Source organism: Bradyrhizobium sp. CER78 (assembly GCF_029846235.1).
Taxonomy (GTDB): domain Bacteria; phylum Pseudomonadota; class Alphaproteobacteria; order Rhizobiales; family Xanthobacteraceae; genus Bradyrhizobium.
The window spans coordinates 96,022-116,528 of record NZ_JARVWP010000022.1; the positions used below are offsets into that span (position 1 = coordinate 96,022).

19 protein-coding genes and 2 pseudogenes are annotated in these 20,507 nt (G+C 61.9%); 5 read left to right on the forward strand and 16 right to left on the reverse strand.

All coding sequences use genetic code 11. The features are described from left to right. Positions 1-388 precede the first annotated feature (388 nt). From QDT69_RS32850 to QDT69_RS32860, 3 genes are read left to right on the forward strand one after another with little or no spacing between them, the layout of a single operon-like run. Entirely contained in the window at positions 389-1,624 is a 1,236-nt protein-coding gene (locus tag QDT69_RS32850; RefSeq protein ID WP_279710614.1) for a hypothetical protein, read from the forward strand. After that, a complete protein-coding gene (locus QDT69_RS32855) occupies positions 1,624-5,190 on the forward strand; it encodes a hypothetical protein (protein WP_279710615.1) in 3,567 nt (1,188 codons plus the stop codon). Before QDT69_RS32850 ends, QDT69_RS32855 begins: the two co-directional genes overlap by 1 nt. Further along, on the forward strand, positions 5,183-7,849 hold the full coding sequence (locus QDT69_RS32860) for a DUF3962 domain-containing protein (protein ID WP_279710616.1): 2,667 nt from the start codon (positions 5,183-5,185) through the stop codon (positions 7,847-7,849). Before QDT69_RS32855 ends, QDT69_RS32860 begins: the two co-directional genes overlap by 8 nt. On the opposite strand, the gene QDT69_RS32865 is transcribed toward QDT69_RS32860, so the two are convergent. After that, the gene (locus QDT69_RS32865) at positions 7,839-7,979 is read right to left on the reverse strand and encodes a hypothetical protein (RefSeq protein ID WP_279710643.1); all 141 of its coding nucleotides are present in this window, start codon (positions 7,977-7,979) and stop codon (positions 7,839-7,841) included. The genes QDT69_RS32860 and QDT69_RS32865 overlap by 11 nt on opposite strands. A gap of 188 nt (positions 7,980-8,167) precedes the next feature. Continuing rightward, positions 8,168-8,260 (reverse strand): annotated as a pseudogene (locus QDT69_RS32870) (hypothetical protein); the annotation flags it as partial. Positions 8,261-8,371: 111 nt separating this feature from the next. On the opposite strand from QDT69_RS32870, the pseudogene QDT69_RS32875 reads away from it, so the two are divergent. Beyond that, positions 8,372-9,926, forward strand: a pseudogene (locus QDT69_RS32875) (ISL3 family transposase). A gap of 271 nt (positions 9,927-10,197) precedes the next feature. On the opposite strand, the gene QDT69_RS32880 reads toward QDT69_RS32875, so the two are convergent. The 10 genes from QDT69_RS32880 to QDT69_RS32925 all read right to left on the reverse strand — a co-directional run bounded on the left by QDT69_RS32880 (position 10,198) and on the right by QDT69_RS32925 (position 16,863). Next, on the reverse strand, positions 10,198-10,407 hold the full coding sequence (locus QDT69_RS32880) for a hypothetical protein (RefSeq protein WP_279710617.1): 210 nt from the start codon (positions 10,405-10,407) through the stop codon (positions 10,198-10,200). Continuing rightward, complete coding sequence (locus QDT69_RS32885) at positions 10,404-10,574, reverse strand: hypothetical protein (protein ID WP_279710618.1); 171 nt, start codon at positions 10,572-10,574, stop codon at positions 10,404-10,406. The genes QDT69_RS32880 and QDT69_RS32885 overlap by 4 nt, the downstream gene beginning before the upstream one ends. A 155-nt stretch (positions 10,575-10,729) precedes the next feature. Beyond that, a complete protein-coding gene (locus QDT69_RS32890) occupies positions 10,730-11,179 on the reverse strand; it encodes a hypothetical protein (protein ID WP_279710619.1) in 450 nt (149 codons plus the stop codon). A gap of 197 nt (positions 11,180-11,376) precedes the next feature. Beyond that, positions 11,377-11,610, reverse strand: a complete 234-nt coding sequence (locus QDT69_RS32895; protein ID WP_279710620.1) for a hypothetical protein — start codon at positions 11,608-11,610, stop codon at positions 11,377-11,379. 180 nt (positions 11,611-11,790) lie between these two features. Continuing rightward, positions 11,791-12,075 (reverse strand): hypothetical protein, encoded by a 285-nt coding sequence (locus QDT69_RS32900; RefSeq protein WP_279710621.1) that lies wholly within the window; start codon positions 12,073-12,075, stop codon positions 11,791-11,793. 847 nt (positions 12,076-12,922) lie between these two features. Next, positions 12,923-13,897: an MBL fold metallo-hydrolase gene (locus tag QDT69_RS32905; protein WP_279710622.1), complete on the reverse strand. Its 975-nt coding sequence runs from the start codon at positions 13,895-13,897 to the stop codon at positions 12,923-12,925. A gap of 62 nt (positions 13,898-13,959) precedes the next feature. Continuing rightward, positions 13,960-14,613: a flavin reductase family protein gene (locus QDT69_RS32910; protein WP_279710623.1), complete on the reverse strand. Its 654-nt coding sequence runs from the start codon at positions 14,611-14,613 to the stop codon at positions 13,960-13,962. A gap of 347 nt (positions 14,614-14,960) precedes the next feature. Further along, positions 14,961-15,266 carry a putative quinol monooxygenase gene (locus tag QDT69_RS32915; RefSeq protein ID WP_279710624.1) on the reverse strand — a complete coding sequence of 102 codons (306 nt, stop codon included), beginning with the start codon at positions 15,264-15,266 and terminating at the stop codon, positions 14,961-14,963. A 179-nt stretch (positions 15,267-15,445) separates the two neighbouring features. Beyond that, positions 15,446-16,057 (reverse strand): glutathione S-transferase family protein, encoded by a 612-nt coding sequence (locus QDT69_RS32920; RefSeq protein ID WP_279710625.1) that lies wholly within the window; start codon positions 16,055-16,057, stop codon positions 15,446-15,448. Positions 16,058-16,095: 38 nt separating this feature from the next. Beyond that, on the reverse strand, positions 16,096-16,863 hold the full coding sequence (locus tag QDT69_RS32925) for an SDR family NAD(P)-dependent oxidoreductase (RefSeq protein WP_279710626.1): 768 nt from the start codon (positions 16,861-16,863) through the stop codon (positions 16,096-16,098). Between the two features lie 210 nt (positions 16,864-17,073). Here QDT69_RS32925 and QDT69_RS32930 point away from each other — a divergent pair, with 210 nt between their 5' ends. Continuing rightward, positions 17,074-18,015 (forward strand): LysR family transcriptional regulator, encoded by a 942-nt coding sequence (locus QDT69_RS32930; protein WP_279710627.1) that lies wholly within the window; start codon positions 17,074-17,076, stop codon positions 18,013-18,015. Between the two features lie 204 nt (positions 18,016-18,219). Here QDT69_RS32930 and QDT69_RS32935 read toward each other — a convergent pair whose 3' ends face one another. The 4 genes from QDT69_RS32935 to QDT69_RS32950 form a co-directional block, all read right to left on the reverse strand. Further along, complete coding sequence (locus tag QDT69_RS32935) at positions 18,220-18,654, reverse strand: hypothetical protein (protein ID WP_279710628.1); 435 nt, start codon at positions 18,652-18,654, stop codon at positions 18,220-18,222. A 49-nt stretch (positions 18,655-18,703) separates the two neighbouring features. Further along, the gene (locus QDT69_RS32940) at positions 18,704-19,399 is read right to left on the reverse strand and encodes a sensor histidine kinase (RefSeq protein WP_279710629.1); all 696 of its coding nucleotides are present in this window, start codon (positions 19,397-19,399) and stop codon (positions 18,704-18,706) included. 353 nt (positions 19,400-19,752) lie between these two features. After that, a complete protein-coding gene (locus QDT69_RS32945) occupies positions 19,753-19,986 on the reverse strand; it encodes a hypothetical protein (RefSeq protein WP_279710631.1) in 234 nt (77 codons plus the stop codon). A 187-nt stretch (positions 19,987-20,173) separates the two neighbouring features. Continuing rightward, positions 20,174-20,482, reverse strand: a complete 309-nt coding sequence (locus tag QDT69_RS32950; RefSeq protein ID WP_279710634.1) for a hypothetical protein — start codon at positions 20,480-20,482, stop codon at positions 20,174-20,176. Positions 20,483-20,507 lie beyond the last annotated feature (25 nt).

Sequence of the window (20,507 nt, forward strand, 5' to 3'; positions counted from 1 at the left end):
CCTCTATGAAGGGGGTCGACGGGATGCCGGAGATCGCCGCCCGCGGCCGCCTAAGGAATCGGCAGCCATCCTCGGCCAAGTTCCCTGACGGCTGCAATGATTGATTTTTTTGATTTCAACACGTCCAGGTAGTACGACTCGAGCCGGCCGCATATCTCCAGGCGCGGAACGCGCCTTTTCGGAGCCGACCGCGCTTTCGGCGCACGCCGGTGCGGACCCTTTTTCGATATGTTCGACCATGGCGGCGATCAACCTGTGCAAAGTTCCCTGGAATCGGTTGCAATGAGACACTTGAGACAGTATTGTCGCAACTGTCTCACGGAATCAGGACCGCATGGCTACCAATTTCGAAACGCGCTGCCAAGAATTGTTTGGGAAGAAGCTCGGAATGGGTCGACGATGGAAGACGGCGGCCGCGCAGGCGCTCGGCATCAGCCGTGCGACTCTCTATCGCTATTTCCAGGATGACAGCGACGTTCCCCAGGACGTCTGGACCCAGCTGGGCAGGCTCGAGGGCGGCGACGACCGGCCGCCAGTCTCCCCGCAGGATCTCGTGACCTGGTTCGCTCGCGGCCTTCTCGACGTCCAGACGCAGGTCGACGAGCACGGGTGGCTCAAGGACGGATATCCCGTCTCACTGCAGCGTGGCTTCGACCTCGCCGCGGCGAGCAACTTCGCCTCCGGACGGCAGGAATGGCCGACGAACCTCTCCGAGCTCGCGCGCGTCGCCCGGAAGCCGCTCTACGAATGGGCCGGCGATCTGTCTTGGGATCCGGACGGCCAGTTCACCGCGGCGCGCCTCATCGAAGCCGGCGAGATCACCCCGGCCTGCGCCGACCTCGCGATGCCCGGAGCGGACCCCGAAGCCGAACTAATCGAGAATGCCGGCTACAAGCTGCTGCGCGGAATCTGCTCCGATCGCCGCGACGGCCAGGACGTCTACGTAGCGGTCCGGCGCACGATCATCGAGAACCCGGTGCTGTCGAACTGGACGGCCGTCATGCTGACGCACCCGTTGCTGGCCACCGTGGACCGGATCGATCAGGTCATCGACGCCTTCTACCACCGTATCCCAGAGGCGCTACTCTTCGAGGGCAGCCTGCCGGTCTGCGCCGTCAGCGGGACGGTGCTGCGTCGCGAGTCAGCGGGCTTTCATACCGAGTGCCGCGCACCCGAGGCCGTCCGCCGGGCCAAGGCCGGCGACATCAAGCGCCTGAAGTGGCGCGTCGGCGCCATGCATCTGCGTCGGCCGTTCAGGACATACTGGTGCCTGCCGGGGAAAACCGAATTGGAGCTCGAGAAGGCCCTCTCGCGGGCGGGCTGGACCTGCGCGCTTTGGCCGGGCCTGGATCGCGTCGACCTCACCGCGACGTCTCCGGACGGCAAGCGCAGGATCGCGGTCGACGTGAAGGACTATCTGTCGCCGGAGCATCTGGCGGCGCGGTTTCCCGGCTTCCGCGAATACGCCGAGGACCACGAATGCTTCGTCGCGGTGCCGGACTGGATGCCCGAAATGTCGCGCGGCTATCGCGGCCGGTTCGAAGCTGTCCGGAGCTCCTACGCGAAGTCGCCGGTCGAATTGCGCACCGCGTCCGAACTCGTCGACGAGCTGGAGGCCGCCTGATGAGATCGGATGCCGAATTCGTCGCGTCGTATCGCAAGGCGCTCGCGATCGTCGATCCCGCGACGGAGGAGATGGACGCCGAGGAGGTCCGGACGCTGGCGCAGACCGAACTGTGCCTGGCCTACATCGATAGATTCGTGCCCAACGAGACGCTCAGGTCGGTGCCGTTCCTGATGATGGGATATCCGCACCTTCTGGACGAAGCCGCCGCGCCCGAGGCGCGCAGCGCGATGGCAGCGCTGCGCCATCTCAGCTCCCGGTTCGGCTCGGTGTCCGCCTGGCTTGACGCGACCGCGCAGTACGTCAGGACGCCGGCGACCGTCCGCTGCCACGACATCGCGGCCGACCGCGTGAACCGCCGCGCCGCGGCTCCGCACGCGCTCCTCCAGCAGATCGAGCGGACTTTCGCCGCGCAGGTCCCATGGTCCACCCGCAAGCTTCGCGTCGCCGACCCGGGCGAGGCGACGTTCACCGTCGATCACGGGCGCACCAAGCTGGTGTACCGCGTCCCCCCCGTCCCCGCCGATCCGGAGGCGGCCCGCAGACACGACCTCGTCCGGCGGGCCGTGAATCCTCCGATCAGGATCGCGCTGAGGAAGATGCTCGAGATCGCCGAACGTGTCGACGCGCGCGAGGCGCAGGACGACTGGCCGAAGGAAAGCCTGCCGCCGCTGAGACTCGTCGAACGCCTTCGAAAGCTCAGGCCGGAGGACGTTTCGGGATTCTTCGACGGCAAGGACATCACGCTGGACGGCGCGGTCCACGTCGTGGGGATGCTGTCATCTGGTAAGTCGACGCTGGTGCTCGGGCTACTTCTGACGCTGACGCTCGGCGGCAGCGGAAAGAGGATCGCGGTGCTGTCGACCGACACGATCCAGGGATCCGTACTCGCCGCGCGTCTGCGGCACCACGGCGTCAAGGCGACGGTCCTCGCGAGCCTCCGGAACCGGGAAAAGCACCTCAATTCGATCTACTGGCAGCGAGGACTGGACCCGACCGGCTGGTCCCTGTCGTCGCTCGGCGACCTGTCAGAGGGGTTCAGCACCGCCTGTCCTCTGGACGGCATGCAGCAGGCGCCGGAGATCGTCGAAGGCGCTCCCGACGCCCGGCCGGGATATCCGGGCTTCGCCGAGAAGCAATGCCACAGTCTGAAGCAGAAGGCGGTACCGGCCGCGAACGACGAGCAGGACGACATCGACGACGTCGGCGACAGCGTCCATGCGAAGTCGTGTCCGTTGTGGATGCGATGTCCCGCCCAGGAGCAGCAGCGCGACTTCGTCGACGCCCAAGTTGTGATCATGACGCCGCAGGCGTTCGTGCACATCACGCCCGACAAGTGGACGATCGACCGGCACGTCACGATCCCCGAACTGCTGCAGTACACGGTCGATTTGGTGGTCGTCGACGAGGTCGACGGCGTGCAGAAGGCATTCGACGACATCTTCGCGCCAAGATCCCCGATCATGGGCGACGCGCCCGACGTCTACGCTCCCAGCATCGGGCTGCGCTCGTCCGGTGCGCTGCGCGACAAGAGCGGCGCCCAGTTCCGCAAGCCCGTGAACACGAAGTGGCAGTCGAACTTCTACGTCTTCTTCCGCCTGATCGGCACGATCTATGCGATCCTGCAGAACGAACGCGAGGCGCTGACGGCATTCTACGAAAACACTCCTTTCACCGCCGGCAGCATCCTCTACGACCTCTGGCGGCGGCGGATGGAAGCGAGCGAGCCGTCGGCCGACCTGACGTTCGACAATCCGGACTACGAAAGGCAGTTTCTGGAGATCATCAAGGTCGCCGGCGCGATCCGCCACTATTCGGACCGCTCCTCCGTGTCGGAAGACGGCGACGAGGAGGACGGCGCCGAGGCATCCGGGCCCAAGTTCACCGACGTGAAGTTTGCCGACGCCGCTAAGGCGCTGCAGGAAGTGGCTCGCGAGATACTGGTCGCCGACTACTACGAATCCCTCGTCGGCGAAATCGGGAATCAATTGGACGGACCGCTGCAGATCCTGAACGCCGTCGACGAGACCGGACCGCCGCGCAAGCGGCTCGACCGGCGGAGCAACGCGCTCGCGCTTCTGCTCGCGACGGTCACCGATCTCGCCCTGAGCCACTACAACTGGCTGATCAAAACCCAGCCGGCGGTGGCGCGGGACTTCGACATCGACGAAGGCCACCTCCTGGGGCGGACGAACAGCCTTCTGAAGCATTATCGGACGCTCCTGCCGTCGAACCCAGCCGGCGCCGCATTCGGCCTGTTCTACGACGAGCCGGCCAACGAGACGCGGACGGCCATGGGCGGAAAGCTGACCCTGATCACGCATCTCGGCGTCGGCCGGCACCTTCTGACCCATCTCCACGATCTGCTGGCCGCCGAGGGCCAGGCCGGTCCGCATGTCCTCATGCTGTCCGGAACGAGCTGGGCGGGCGGCAGCGGGAGGCGGAAGCATCCGAAGACCGGCCGGCCCATGGACACGGCCTCGCCGTCCTTCGACGTGCAGGTCCCGGTCAAGGGCGTGCTGAAGCAACCGGACGCCGAACTCGAGGCGATCGGACATTCGGTGTTCGCGCTGGTCGACGTCCGCGACCATGACGGGGCGCAGGTCAGGATCTCGGGCATGAACCAGAAGGCGCGCCGCGCAAATCTCGCGGCGATCGCGGAGCGCTTCGCAACGCGGCGCGACGGCATGAACCGCTTCGAATCCGACTGGTGGCGGATGACGGAGAAGTGGAAGGGCTGGAGCGCGACCGCGCTCGACGATCGCCGGCGCGGTCTGCTGGTGACCAACAGCTACGCCGACGCCGCCATCGTGGCGGAGGCGCTGGCCGCCGAGCTCGAAGCCAACGGATATCCCGATTGGAAGGTCTTCTGCGTCGTTCCCGACCGCGCGGACGACGAGGGCGAGGTCCGCCTGGTGCAGGCCCGCAGGATGCCGCGGTCCTTGATCGAGAGGTTCGGCCTGGAGCCGGAAAAGTCGGTCATCGTCGCGCCCGTCCAGATCGTCGGGCGCGGCCACAACATCCTGAACCGTCCGGGCAAGGCGGCGATCTCGACCATCTACTTCCTGCATCGGTTGCATCCACGCCCCGACGATCTCGCTCCAACGATCGGGCGGCTCAACAGGTTCGCGCAGGAGCGCTTCGACAAGGGCGTTGCCTCCGTCGAGGGCATGTCCTCGCGGGCGAGAAGGATGCGGTATGCGGCGACTAACCTCGTCAAGCAGTCCCTGGAGCGCGGCCGTTTCGGCTATCGCAGTCTTCCGCCGGAGTTCAAGGCGCAGTTCGCCTGGGATCTGCTGACCCCGATCTGGCAGACGGTCGGGCGCGGCATACGCGGGGGATGTCCGGTCTTCGTCGGCTTCGTCGACTACGCGTTCGCTCCGCATTCGTTCGATGCGCGCGAAGGCGGGGACAGCGGGGACTCGAGCGTGCTCGTCCAGTGCCTGTCCCAGTTGGAGCAGGCGATGACGTCGGGAGGCGACGTTCCTGCGCGCGAAGTCGCGAAGCTGCTCTACGAACCTTTCCATGATGCTCTGGCCAAAACGGAGGGACTTCGCCGTGTCTAACGTCGATACGCTTCAGGTCGCGGTGTGGACAGCCGAGCACCTGCCGAAGGAGATCTCGCTCGTCCGCTTCACGCTGGCGTCGAAGGCGCACGAAATCCTGGCGCAGTGGTTGCAGGAGAAGACCAAGCGCATCGACATGCCGGTGAGCATCGTCGTCGCGGGGCTGGCCGAGGTGGTGGCGTTCCTGGTGCCGGAAACGGCCTACGTCAAGATGGACCGCGACGGTGGCCCGCCTCGCCTGTCGCTTTATTTCCAGGCCGGAGACGTCGTCGACCGCGCCGACATCGCCCAGCGCGTGCGCGCCAGCCTGTCGCTCTGGCTCGGCCTCATCTATCCGAAAAGGGATGCCGACCTCCGCGCCGACATCGCCAATACGGTCGACGACGACAGGAACTGGACGACGATTTCAGTCGCGACGGCGATGCGCACGCACGACGGGACGTGCGCGGTGCCGGAGGACAGCAGGCTCTTCGACGCGTTGACCTCCCTCGCCGCGCGGCGTCTCGCCGGCAAGACCATCCAGTTCGCCACCGGTCAGGAACGCACCATGGTGCTTCAGACCCCGCGGTCCGACCTGTTCGGCGGCGTCGAGCTCGTGGCGTTTCCACCGACCCGCGCGCGAACCGGTTCGGACGCGCTCTGGAGCGAGGTGATTACTGTCTCGACGGCTACCTTTCCCGAACGGAAGGGGCACGGCGTGCACGTCCTCGCGCGCCCCTCGATCCGCAACTGGGGCCCCGTTCAGGGATACGACAAGGTGTCGGATCCGTCCCGATCGCTGGACGTCTTCGTGCCGTCGGTGGGCGGCGAACCGGGCTTTGCCGGCTACCGACACGCGGCGTTCCGTTTCAAGGCCACGGTCGATTGGAAGGCAGTGTTCGGCCGCGGTGCCCCGAAGGACATCGTCGCGAAATGGGAGTCGCAGAACGAGCACCGTGTCTTCGATCTCGTCGGGCGCCTGGCCGGAGCGGCACGTCTCGCCGAGGCCGATCTCACCCATATCGTCGTGGGCGAAGAGGGACGCTGGGTCCTTCCGCGCCTCGCGCCGGGCAGCGGCGACAGGTTCATGGCCGGCGGCAGCGGCGTGGGCTGGCCGGACCGCAACGACATCGCCACGGCGATTGACCGGCATCTCGAACCAGCGGGCATCTCCCGCGCCGCGCCGCTGACGCGCCTGAGCGGGAAGATGCCGGTCAAGGGACCGTTCGGACACGTGAAGGAGGACGGCAGGGAGGAAGCCAAGGGCCTGAGACGGGCCGCCCTGTCCAGGACCCTGAAGGCAATCGGAACGAGCCGGGGTCTGGACATCGTGATCTTTCGCCTGCAGGAGGCCACGCCTCGGGCGGTCGTGCAGCAGATCGGCGACTATCTCGGCGTTCCCGATGCCGTGGACGGCGCTTCCCTGATCTGGAACGACGGATTGCGCATCAATGTGATCCCGGCCGTTTCCGACGTGCTCGCGCAGGCGCTGCCCAGGATCCAGCTGACGGCGGCCGAGGAGGCCGGCAAGACCGACAAGCAGCAGACCGAGATCCGCCGCTCCAAGCAGGAGGAGGCCAACCGCCGGATCGGCGCCGAGATGCGGGCCCACGTCCGCGCGACCCGCGCCGACGGCACGGAGATTGGCTGCGCCATCCTCGAAATGCCGTCGGCCCACCGCAACGCCGGCGTCGCCGATCCGTACGCGGTCGCGCGGAGCGAGCTCGCCAGCGAGCGTCTTCTCCCTCAGGTAATGCTGGTCGAGGACGGCGGCGACGGCGAGGAGAATCCGAAGATCCGCGCGGCGGTGCGCGATCTGCTGCGCATGCTGGGCGTCGTGCCCGTCTTCGAGGAGAAGCTTCCCTTCGCCGTGGCGGCCGTCGCCGCGATCCAGAGGAACGCGCAGGACGTCGGCGGCGGATCAATCCGGGCGCAGGCCTTTCCGCTCGCGGTGCGGACCAGGGACGGAATTCTGGAGTGCGCGATTCCCCAGGAGGACGGCGAACCGAGCTGGCTGCCCTACGCCGAGGCCGCATTGTTCATCTTCTCCGGCGTCAACGAACGCTTCCGCCGCTCGCGGAGCGAGGAGAACGTCGCGAAATTCCACACGTTCTACGCGACGGTGCTCGAGCAGATCGACCGATCGGGTGAAACCGTCGTCCTCGCCGACATGGACACGCTCGGCGAGAAGTGGATGTCCACCATTCAGAACGGCAAGCTGGTCTTCGACCGCATCGCGATCGGCAACCGGGTCTTCACACCCGCCGATTTGGGCAACGTGCGGCTCATCAGGCTTTCGGCGAACGCCAGCAAGCTGCCGTCCTACTACGTCGACGACGAGACCCAGTGGCCGACCGGGATGTTCGTCTGGGGAGCGAACGCCGAGCGTACCGGCTACGCGCTCAAGCGGAAGCCCGTCTCGGCCAAGACCGTCGGCCGCGCGATGCCAGTATCGCGCCATCTGCCGACCGGCGACAACAGGGCCATGGACAACAAACCGAGGAAGGTCTCGTCCGTCGACGAGGTGTGCGTCGCCCTGTGCCAGGACGGCGACGATCTCACCGAGCTCCGGCTCCTAGCGCATCGTCTGCGATCGGTCCACGCCCAGTACGACGACGACACCGTGTCGCCGTTTCCGCTGCACGAACTCTTACTGCTGGGTAAAGCGGTCACCGCCTGAAAGTTTCCGCGCGGTGGCTCATCGCCAACCCTGTCGCATGTGCGATGTCATGGGACGAGAGCACCTTTTCGGTGAACTCCCAGTCGAGTCCGGCATCGTCCGCCACGTCGTTCCAGTAGCGCTTCTCCATCGGCGAACTGATGGTCTCGACCCGCTGCGGGAAGTAGCGGACGGCTTCTCAGACAGGGCGGTGTACGCGTCGTCCTCGACCGTGCCAGCGTACCGCACGTTCACGACGTGGATGACGTCGCGCAACTGACCGATGCGCTGGATGCGCCCTTTCCGCTGCTCAAGCCTCGACGGATTCCATGGCATGTCGACGTTCATCTGGCTGCCGAGGTGCTGCAGGTTGAGTCCTTCGCAGGCGGCGTCGGTCGCGACGAGGAGACGGATGTCCTCGTTCTTGACCATTTCCTTGATGAGTTCGCGATCGGTGTCTTTCGGCTTGCGGTATTGGCTCTGACTCACTTTTGATGCAGTTTGGGGGATGTCTGGCGTTTTGATTGGGGGAGAATCAGCGCCATACAGCAAGCACTCCAGCGCTCCAGTCTGGTGCCGCGTGGGTTTGTTGTAGAGAGTGCGTATTACGAAGACGATGAGGCCGTTGTTGAGGTCCGAGCGTCCGGAAGCGTTGGTCTGTGTCCGTCGTGCGGAACGTTTCCCGACGCGTCCATAGCCGCTATCGACGGCGCGTGACCGATCTTCGCGTTCGGGGCGGATTGTAAAGCTCCTGGTGATCGCTCGCCGCTTCCGCCGCGACGCTGTCCTGTGCGGACGCCAGATCTTCACTGAGCGCTTCGCCGAATGCGTACTGGCTCCGTCGGCGCGACGCACGGGGAGACTGGACTCTATCGTCCACCACCTCGGCCTGGCGCTTGGCGGTCGACCAGCAGCAGGCTTCGCAAAGCGGCTGATGCTACCGGTGAGCAAAGACACGCTCCTGCGTGTGGTTCGACGCCGCAGTCGTCCGCCGGCCGACCCGCTCAGGGTTATAGGCATCGATGATTGGGCCTGGCGGCGCAATCACCGATACGCCAGCATCATCTGCAATCTTGAAAGGCGCCGGATCGTCACGCTGCTGCCGGATCGTGAGCCCGCGACCCCCCAAGCCTGGCTGGCTGCTCATCCCACGATCACGATCATTGCCCGTGACCGTGGTGGGGGATATGGCGAAGCTCCGGCAAAGGCCCTGCCGCAGGCGGTACAGGTCGCGGATCGGTGGCGTCTGATGGAGAACGCCAGTCGGGCCTTCCTCGATGCCGTCCGCAAATCGATGCGCCATATCCGCAGCGCGATCGGGGCAACGACAATCGATCCCAAGCTGCTCACGGCGGCCGAGCGCCTCCAGTATGAGGGCTATCTCCGCCGCGAAGAGACCAACGCAACTATCTTGGGCCTGCCGAAAGGCTGAACGCCGATCAAGCAGATCGTGCGCCAGACCGGCCATAGCAGAAAGCTGGTACGGCAGATGATCCGTGGCGAACGTCACGATATCTTCCGGACCCGGCAGAACTCACTCGATCAGCATCTGCCATGGCTCGATGACCAATGGGCAGCCGGTTGCCGAAACGGCGCTGAACTTTGGCGCCGCTTAAGGGTGCGCGGCTTCCGAGGCTCCCTTCGCGTTGTCGGCGAATGGACGACCCGCAGACGGCGGTCCGAAAAGGCTGATATCGAAAACCTCCACCGGATCCCATCGGCCAGAACAATCGTTCGTCTTATGACGGTCGGACGGGATACGCTCTCCAAGGCGGAGACGATCACCGTCGTCGCCGTCGAAGCTGGCGTTCCCACCCTCGTCGAAGCTCGAGAGATCGCAGCCGAATTCCACGCGATGATCCGGCGCAGAGCTGCCGCTGAGTTGTCGCCCTGGATCGAGCGCGCTCGCGCCAGTCTCGTCGTATCGTTCGCCCGCGGCGTTACGAACGATGAAGCGGCGGTTCGCGCAGCGATCACTTCGCCCTGGTCCAATGGACAGACCGAGGGGCAGATCACACGCCTCAAGCTCGTCAGACGCCAAATGTACGGCCGCGGAAAAATCGATCTGCTTCAAGCCAGACTGATAGGTGCCGAATGAGTGAGCTGCACCAAAATTGCGTCAGAGCCAAATTTGAACGCCGGTTGACATGGTGCATTCGATCGGCGTTGCCGTATCGGACCTTAAAAGGGGCGGCCGGTCCTTGAGAGGGAGAGAAGGACCGGCCGCCGCAAACCGCGGCGAAGGGACGGGGGTCCGGCGCCGGGGCAGTCGCGAAGCTGTCTGTCTTCGCGAGATAGACTGGTATCCGACGCCGAGCGTCGGTACGAGTAAAGCAAACCGAATCTTGGCAAATCGTGGCGAATGCGCTCTAGGCTCCCCTGCCGTGCTCCTGGCCGATTACGCAACGCCACGCTGCCAGGCGTTCGGCGGGATGCTGCTTCATCCAGTCGGCAAGCTGCGGGGCGCCCATCAGGCACGACTGCAAGGAGACATCGGCGAAATCCGATGAAGTGACCGTCTGCTCGTGGCAGTTTGCCGGAGAAGACAAACTGCAGAGCACGGCGATGATCTTGATCACGACACGGAGCCCCCGCCGCTAAACGGATGGACTACCGGCGTTTCGCTGCCCTGTTCATCGACGGGACCATCCGGCGGGAAGACACTGTCATATATCGCGCGCGCTTCCTTGATCAGGCGAATGCGCTCGCGCTCGGCCTTTGAGACGAATGGAATAACCTCACCCATGGATGGCTCCTTTTACATTATGATCATCATTCCTTTAAATGATCTAGGTTCATCGACTGCGGCTTTGAAGGCTGTGAGGCGGTAACGAAGAAACAAAAGTTCGTGTTATGGTCCAGGTGTCAAAATCAGGCCTTCATTCGATCGGCCCAAATTGTCTACGAGAACGCCACCTCGCTGAGGTCGATCGAAACCATCAGCATGTCGAGGATCGGACGCCGGTCGGGACCGGGGTTGTACGCTCGCCGCTTGCTCGGCAAACGAAGCCCGTTGGCCTCGGTGTATTCCAGCATCAGTTGCGAGGCCGGGAAGCCACCGGCGATATTGACACTGTAGTCGTGCCGCCGGAGTTCAAACCGCTCGTCAAAAAAGAAGTCCTTAACCTGGCAATGCGTCTCGATCGCCCCCGGAAAATAGACACGCAGCACTCGCCACGTCTCCTTCCCCTCCTGCCAGAGTGCAGTCTCCTCGACACGGAAGCCGTCCATTGCGAAGGCAAATGGCGTCGCAAGATAGGTCCATAGCGCTTCGCCGTTGAAATAAAGCGCGATGCAGAGGATCCCAGGGCGCGTGCATCTGGTGCCCGGCGAATGAATCTCGGGGCGCAAGCCGCTCCGCGACCAGGGTTCCGTCGAGCTTCTCGATCGCGATGCGATCGGGAGTGAACATGGTGCGCTGGTCCGCCGCGCCATAGGGTGTGACCGATGATCGCTCCTCGTTCAGCCATAGCCTTCGCGGAACTGCAGCCGCCTGCCTCCTAGTTGGTGCTGCCTGGCCCAATCGACTGTCCAGAGCATGGCGACCTTCAATGCGGCTTGCCGAGGACCAAAGAGAAGGGCATGACGAAGAGCTCATCGCCTTGGTCGTCGCTGACATGCACGACCCAATCGCGCCAGTCCTCGAGGCTGCGCTCGTTGGTGACGGACCGCACGACGCGGGTCGCAAAATCGCGTGCCTCGGCAAGGTCGTCGACTTCGGCGCCGCGACGATCGAGGAACACTTTCTTCGTGTTCGAGCAGTGAAAGAACACCTGTGTCATGCTCATCCTCCCTCACCTAGGACGTTCGTCACGGATCTCAGCACTGCGATCCTTCCGTGCCGGCAGAAAGTGCCAGCCCCGGCATTGTTTTGAAGATCTGGAACCACATCCAGGCAGTCATGAGCGGAAACAGGATCATCGGCACACCTCGGAATTGTCACCCGCCGGCAATGTTGGGATTCAACGGCCGCACTTTGTCGCCAGCAGATCGTTGAAAGCGTCGATCTCGGAGTCAAGCACAGCGAGGTTTCGTTCGCCGCCGGCGCATCTTGCCTCGTCTTGCCGAAGCGTCACCGACTCATAAAACGACATGGCGTAGGCGCGGCAGATCTTGTCCCTGTCGGCCTCCTTGGTCGGTTGGCTGCGCAACAGCTCCCAGCGCGAACGGGAGGCGTCGATGTCCTCGATCGACGCACACTCCGCCGCAACTGCAGGAATTGTGAACGCGTTGATCGCCACAGCCAACGCGAGAAATCCTACTCTACTCATGATCGAGCCCCGCAAGACGAATTGTTGAGAAAGAGTTACAATTCCGCGAGCCCACGATCTATTGTACTCGCGTTGCTCCGAGTACTGCGGTGGTTGTCTCACCTAAGCCTTGGCTTAGCAACGACGAGCAGCCGCTTTTTCGCAGCGAATGCAAGCGGCACGAGATCAGTCAACGACCGTCGTGACTGCACAAACGCCAATGCCGATACCGGCTTCCTGTGGTGACGGAGGCGGAGGGCCGGGAATGCAGCCCGGCCGCGCCGACACTTTGTCGATCAGCCCGAAGAAGCTCGTCGCGAGCTCGGAGCGGACTCTCAGAGCCGCCTACCCTCGCCGTCGTGGTAGCGTACCAGTCTTAAGCGGCCGGGTGTCCGGCAGGACGTACAAACTCTGCATTGCCGGAAGGCAATATTTCGCCCCCCATGCCCACCTGAACCATCTTGCACAACGCGTCATACGAAGACACTTCGACCTTCGCGCGCAGCACCTTCCCTATTTGGCCTCGCTGCGTCTGCATCTGAAGCGCAAGTGGGTGCCGACGCGCAACACGACGTGCTCATCGTCAAGTGTTTCCGCAAAGTCGACTTGCTCCTGGTCCGCCAGAGGATGGGGCGCCGGGACAAGAACTTTCAACTCGTCCGACCTCGATGTCTGCGCGGTGCGGTAGCCTAGTGAAGACGTCAATCTCAGCGATGTTGCCGCGACACTCTCTTTGATCGCGAGGCTGTCACGCTCCAGCATCGAAATGTTGATCTCCGGATATGGCGAACGGTGACGTATAGGCATCAATGGGAGCGCGAGCGCCGAATGGCCCTGCTCGGTTTTATCGTTCTTCCCAGCGATTGGAGTACGAGGTCGAAGCCCAGTGGTAGGCACCACGCGCCTTAAACACGCGACCGAGCCCCGGGAACGCCAAATGCGGCCCCGCGATCAAGACGTCCTTCCCAGCAATGGCCTCGAGCAGCTTCGTCCGCTGTGCAATGGCACCTTCCACGTCAATGTCAAATACTGCCGCCACGTCGGGGTCGGGAAGCTGAGCATTGATGGAATGGACGGTGTCGCCCCAGAAGAGGATCTTGTGTCCTTCGGATTCGAACTGATAACCCGAATGGCCAGGCGTGTGGGCCGGCAGCGGCACAACAGTCATCCCGTCAAGGATCTTCTCGTTCGGCTGGAACGTGTGCCACTTGCCAGCCTTGATGTACGGGGCAGCGATCGCTTGGGCGGCATCGAAGAACGGCTTGGCGTTGCTCGGTGCCCCGGCGGCAATTTCCTTTGAGAGCCAGAAGTCACTCTCGGCTTGAGCCACGTAAATCTGAGCGTTCGGGAACTGGCGCTCGCCGCTCTTGGATGTCAGGCCACCGACGTGATCGGAGTGCAGGTGCGTGACCAGCACCATGTCAATCTGCTCAGGCTTGTAGCCAGCCTGCCGCAGGCTCTCGCCAAGGTGACCAAAGGCACTGCCACCAAACCACGGACCCGCGCCGACGTCGACGAGAACCAGCTTTGCGCCAGTGTTAACAAGGAATCCGGCCTCGTTTCCGTCCAAGAAATGCGGGTTGGCCGTGGCAGCAATTCCGATCTCTTCAATCGCAGCAGGCTTGCCTTTCAACCAGTCGAACTGAAACGCACCAGCCCCGTCATAGAGCGAGGTCACTTCAAGAGCGCCGACCTTCGTGCGGAAGTAGCCCGGCGCTTGCCCCTTATGCAGAGCCTGTTCGGCTTGCGCCGAGAAGGAAACCCCGGCTGCGACGACTAGCGAGAAAAATACTCTGGCCAGTGCAGATTTTTCGAACATGATCACTCCTGAATGGGTTCAAACGATGTGATGGACCCACCCAAGCCCATCCGTTCAACGCTTCACGAGCCGCGCGAACCATGAAAATCCGGATGGCTGCTGCCAAGTGGTCGCGGCATCTCGAACATGCGATCCTGAGTTACTTGAATGTACTCGTCGCCGCGTCCTGAGCGGAGTATCGGATTGGCTAACGCAGTCTGGTAGATGCCGTCCTCGATCAACGCCCTGTCGATGTAGACTGCGACCACCTCTCCAAGAACAAGCCATCCATCTGTCTTTTCTCCGTTTGCGGACCGAAGGGAAACAATATCGGATACCTTGCACTCCATTGAGGCTCGGCTCTCGCCGACCCGCGGAACGCGGATGTGCCGGCTGGCTACGGGGGTCAAGCCGGCGACCTCGAATTCATTGACCCCGTGGCGAAACCCCTCTGATGTCTGATTCATCTTATCGCCAAGTTCTTTAGTCACGAGATTCCAGGCAAACTCCCGCGTTTCCGAGACATTCTGGACGGTATCCTTCCAAGATATTGACGAAAAGCCGATGACTGGTGGGTCGTAGAGAAACGCGTTGAAAAAGCTATAGGGCGCCAAATTGGCTAACCCAGCTGAACTCCGGGAGGAGATCCATCCGATTGGTCGTGGCGCGATGATTGCGTTGAGCGGATTGTGCTTCAGCCCGTGACCTTTGGCCGGCTCGTAGTAGTGGAAATCCATGACCTCGTTCCCTCTAGAATCTTCATCAACCACGCAAGAAGTGCTGTCCGCCGGTAGCCCGGCCGCGTACATTTCGTCCCCGACGAAGAACGGTTTGGCTTAGGCCGGCTTCGCAGCACTCCCCAAGCGCCCCCCGTTACGGCCGGGGTTATGCCGGTGTAGTCGCGGGAGAGTGACTACCGATGGAAACTCGCTTTAGCTTCATCAGGCCCTAGTTCAGAATCCGCCACCCGCTTCGAAGTGAGCGGACGGGAACGTCCGGAAATGCGATTTTTCCGAGCCTGTCATAGGTGCCGGCCGTCGGCACGATGACACAGCCTCCTTCCTGGAGACGATATTCTCCCTACCTATGCAGGCGAAAGAACGTGGACAGTCCGGCGTTCGATCAGATCTTTGACCTTGGCCTGATACTCCAGCATGTGAGGAGCCTTGGCGTGGGCCATCAAGTGGGATGCAGATTCCCACTTTTCGATGACGATAAACGTGTCGTCGCCATAGGGCGCGAACGTGCCGAAACCCGCTGCATCAACGTACGTGGCATATTCGATGCAACCTCGCTCCGCATGGACCGCGGGTATGTTCGCCTTGAATGCGCTGAGGATGGTTTCGCGCTGGCCTGGCTTTGCTTTGATTTCTACGACTACGTGAATCATCTAGCTACTCCTGCTCATACTACGGATTTGTTTTCTGATCCGTAGCACCACGCCTACAGCGCCTTGCGGGCCTTCGACTGTTTTGGCTTCGCACGGACGGTAGCGTCTCCTAAGGTGAAGATGCGGCTTTGACCCCAAAGTAGTGCTCAATTTTCCAGCCTGGACAACTCATGGATTCGCTATTGCTTGAAGGGAAACGTACTGGAGAATGCTTCGATTTCCATGGCGCGCGCGGCCAGTCCGGCAAGCCTGGGGAATGCGGTTGCATTCACGACGTCGGGCATGAATACCAGCGACGACTGATAGGTGACGACGACCATTATGTCGGCTTGCGAAAGCGAGCCGCCCACCAGCCAGCCGCCGCCAGCTCGCGACTCGATCATCTGAAGCCCAGCCAACACCTGCTGGCGCAACGAATCGACGATCGTGGCAATCTGATGCTCGGGCGGACGAAGCGACTCATCGTAGATATCGCCGAGCTTTGCGTAGATCGCGGACGCGATGCCGACGAACTGCAACGCGTCACGCCGTTTTGCGCCCGAGGGCGCGAGCAATGCGCGTTCGAGTCCGACCGCTTCGTGCAGGTATTCGATGATGCTTCCGCTGTCGTAGAGAATCGTGCCGTCGTCGAGCACGAGCGCCGGCACCTTCACCATCGGGCTAAAAGGACGGATAAGTTCCTTCTGCTCATAGGCGTGAAAGGCCAGATGTTCGAACGATATGCCTAACAGCTTCAACGTGATGCCGACCCGACGGGTAAAGCCGGAAAGCCAGGGACCGATAAGCTTCATTGTTGATTTCTCGGAATTCATTGTGTGGGGGCCCTGGTTCAGAACGGCTCTGTGAACGGACGCAGATCAAGCTCATGCGTCCACGCCGAGCGGTGCTGGCGATGAAGCGACCAGAATGCATCGGCGATCGCGTCGATGTCGAGCAGTCCGCGCGCACCCATTTGCTTGAAGTGCTCGGTGAAGCGCGTATGTACCCGCTCTCCGTCGATGCCCCCGTCGATCACGATATGGGCGACATGCAGGCCCAGCGGACCGAATTCGCGCGCCATGCTTTGAGCGAGCATTCGCAAACCAGCCTTGCTCGACGCGAAGTGGGCGAAGTTCGGCATACCTCTAAGTGCGCCCGTCGCTCCGCTAAAGAGAATCGAACCTCGGCCGAGTGGCGCAAGGCGCCGTGCGGCCTCGCGACCCACAAGGAACCCACCGAAACAATTCAACCGCCAGAACGATTCGAAGACGTCCGCTTCCATCGTGCGCAAGTCAGAAGGCTGATTGTTTCCCGCGTTGTACACTACAAGGTCGACGCTGCCGCCATTTTCGTCAGTCTGCATCGCGACATCGAACAACCGGATCACATCCGCCTCTTGCGTCACGTCCATGACAACCGTGCTCGCCGAACCTCCGGCCTCGACAATGCTGTCGCGTACCCGATCGATCTTCGATTGGGTGCGCCCCGCGACGATGACGTGGCGCCCCTCTGCCGCGAACCGGCGCGACAGTCCCGCGCCGAGCCCTTGCTCTGGCCCCACTCCGATGACCACCGCCTTCGGGCGGTCCGCGACGGTCGTTTCCGCGACGTTGGACATGACAATTTCCCCTTACAGAACAAACTTCGGCCCAACCCTGAAAGCGGAACGAGTCGCCCGTCGGTCCGTTCGAAGCACCGCTGAAGGTCGCCAGTCGCTCCGACGGGTAAACGATAGCGAGCGCGTGCAAAGCGATAAACCGCTGCTACAGTCCCACATTGTTTCTTCGGTGAAACAATACAGATTGCGCGGAAAGCGAGGAGCCGGATCGTGGACAAACTTCAGGCTATGCAGGCGTTCATTCGAGTGGTCGAGAGCGGGACTTTCACGAAAGCTGCGCGGATGCTCGAGTTACCCAAGACGGCTGTTAGCCGTTTGATCGTATCGCTCGAAGGCGAACTCGGCACGAAGCTGCTAAACCGGACGACGCGCAAAGTGTCGACGACAGCGGATGGCTCTGCGTACTACGAGCGCGCGCGCCAGTTGATGGATGACCTCGCGGAGCTCGAAGGCTCGATGTCGCGTGCGAAGAGTAGCCCTCGAGGACGCCTGCGTGTCGATCTGCCGATGCCGTTAGGCCAGTCCGTCATCCTTCCCGCGTTGCCGGCGTTCGTCGCGCGTTATCCGGACATCGAGTTCGAGTTTGGACTCAGTGACCGACCGGTCGACCTCATTGCAGAGAGCGTCGACTGCGTCGTGCGCGCGGGGGAGATCTTCGATCAATCGCTCGCGGCGCGACAGATCGGCGCCGTCAAGCAGATATTGTGTGCGACGCCAGCGTACTGGGGCAGATATGGACGCCCCTCGCATCCGTCGGACCTTGAGCATGGCCATGTCGTCATCCGAACCATTGCTTCGCGGACCCAGCGTCCCTTTCCGATTGTGGTCGCGAAAGGTCGTGAACGCGTGGAAGTGCAGAATCGGCACGGTCTCAGTTCGAACGACTTCATGGCGTGCCTGACCATGAGCCTGGCCGGTCTCGGCGTCGTACACGCTTTCACTTTTTCCGCCACCACACACCTTCAAAGCGGAGCGCTCGAAACCGTCCTGAACGACTGGGTATCGGACCCCATTCCCGTTTTTGCCGCCTATCAGCCGAATCGATACATGAGCACAAAGGTTCGGGTGTTCATCGAGTGGCTCGCCGCGCTGTTTGCGGGCAATGAATCAATCGCGAAGAGCGAGCGCCGCGCGCCGCTTGTCATCCCTTAGAGGCGGCCAACGCGCGCGGAGTCGCGGGGCGCGTAGCGAAATGCTCGGCAGTCCAGCTTGAGGGCCGAAACCGGCTCCGACGACCGCCGGGTCAACGGCGTCGTGCAACGCAATTTCAATTACATACGGGTTCGCGGTTTTACTCTGAATGGCGCTCCATTCCCCGCCCCAGGCCAATGACTTCCGCGAGACCGCTCTGCCAGCCTATGTCCGCTTTTGACTAGTTTGCTCGAGCCAACTTCTGAAACGCGGATGCGTATCAAATCTGCCTTGTAGAGCCGCCAATTCTGCCCGGAAAATGCTTAAGGAAAGAAGTCGCTCGATATCAGGCTCCCTGATCCTCCAGATCGCCGGAGGAAGGAAGCCGTGCAGCATAAGCTCATACAGTTCGAAGATTGAGTAGATAATTTCATGAACTGTCCGGCGCTCCTCCGGCGTTATTTGTCTCGGCTCGGCGGCCCCAAGCTCGACAAAGGCGGTTATTGGAAGAGCACGCCGCAAGTCAGAGACCCGATCGCAATAGCGGAGATAGATGTCCGCGCCCAAGCGCCGATTGTTGGTATGCAATGCGGTGTAGATGGTGATCACACCAACAACAACCGACCCAAGCGTCATGAACTTGATGATATGGTCAAGCACCTGCAGTATGCTCCTTTTCTACGCCGGGCGCCCCGCTCCAGGAAACGGTCTACGGGCGAGGGCGGCGCATCTTCCTCCGCTTGAACAGAACAACATGAGTTGCGGCGGCGGCCCGTTGCTCGGTATGAGTCAATGGGAACGTGAGAAGGAAAGAAGATCCTTCGGCTGCGCAGGTCGTATGAACGCGACCACCCAAATTACTTGCGAGTTCGCCGATGACCCCTAACCCTTCGCCGCGCCCAAACGGCTCAGACGCCGAGCCATTGTCGCTGACCCTACATCTTACGATGTCGCCTGCAAGCAGCAATTCGACTCGCAATTCTGGATGTCTACCGTCGAATTGCGCATGTCGTCCCGCATTGGTCAGCAGCTCCGATACAATCAGCCCAACCTTCCAGCAGCGTTCACCTTCAAGCAGCAGATCGTCCCCTGAGAACAAGACCCGTATCGCCAGGCGTTCTAGTCGATATTTCGTCACCGTGAAGCAAAGCTGCTGGAGGTACTTCGCGACATCGGTGAGGCGTTTTTGATCCGGCATGCGCAACGCTCGATGAACATCGGCCCATTGGTGCAGCAGGTCGACGACGTCGAGCAGCGCTGCCTTGACAGCTGCGTTATCAGATCTGATTGCATTTGCTGAAACCGTGCAGATAGTGCAGGTGAGCTCGTTATCTACTCTATGGTTCAGTTCACGAAGAAGCAACAATCCATCCAGATTCGGAACTTGCACAATTTGTTTTGTCATCTCGTGCTCCGCGATGATTCTTTCTGGTCACTCCGCCAATCAATACGCAGGTTGGTAACGTCCCGTGCCGTGAGCGATGAGCCCTTGGCTCCTGAGCGGGCAGTGACATAGTTGGCGACCGCGGCAATCTCTTCGTCGAGCGCGGAGCCCTCACAACGTTGCTCGATGAATTCCAGCCGGCACCACTGCCAGTCGATCTCGTGTACGTGGCCAAGCGGTTTCTGCCGATCAAGGTCCGCGCCTTCCTCGATTTTGCAGCGCCAGGCTGAAGCGAGACATCGCGGAGCTCCAGCCGCCTGACCTTCCAGGTGGACCGTGTGGTTAGGCCCAAGGATCGCCCGGACCATGGAGCTTTAATTCGGCTTGCCGAGCACAAACGTGAACGGAACAACGAAGAGCTCATCGCCCTGATCATCACTGACGTGCAAGACCCAGTCACGCCAATCCGCGAGGCTACGCTCGTTGGTGAAGGATTGCACAACACGTGTCGCATGATCGCGTGCGTCGGCAAGATCATCCACCATGGTGCCGCGGTAGTCGAGGATCACCTTCCTGGCGTTCGAGCAATGGAAAAATATCCGGGTCATGTACAAGCCTCCTTCGAGTGGGACCGGTGGCCGCAAGCTCTCAGCGTTGCCGCTTCCTCGACGGCGCGGTACGAAAGACAAAAGGGGCGATACGCTGAGGATTTGGAACCACATCCAAGTGGTCATGAGAGAAATCAGGATCATCGGCGCACCTCGCGGATTACAATTTATTGAGGAGTAGCGTGGCTCAACCGCCGCACTTCGTTGCGAGCAGGTCGTTGAACGCGTTGATGCCGGAATCGAGCACATCCAACACCCGCTCGCCCTCGACGCGCTCAGCAGCGACCTGCCGTAACATCACCGGCTCATAGATTGAGGCGGCATAGGCGTGACAATTCCTTTCCTTGTCGGCGGCATCGGCTGGTTGGCTTTGTACCGTCGGCCAACGCGCGCAAGAGGCGTGGATGTCCTTGTTTGAGATACACTCGGCCGCAAGCGAGGGAACCGTAGATGCATTGATCGCAACAATCGCGATGAGACCGGCTCTTTTCCTCATGATCGAACTCCGCAAAAGAAATTGT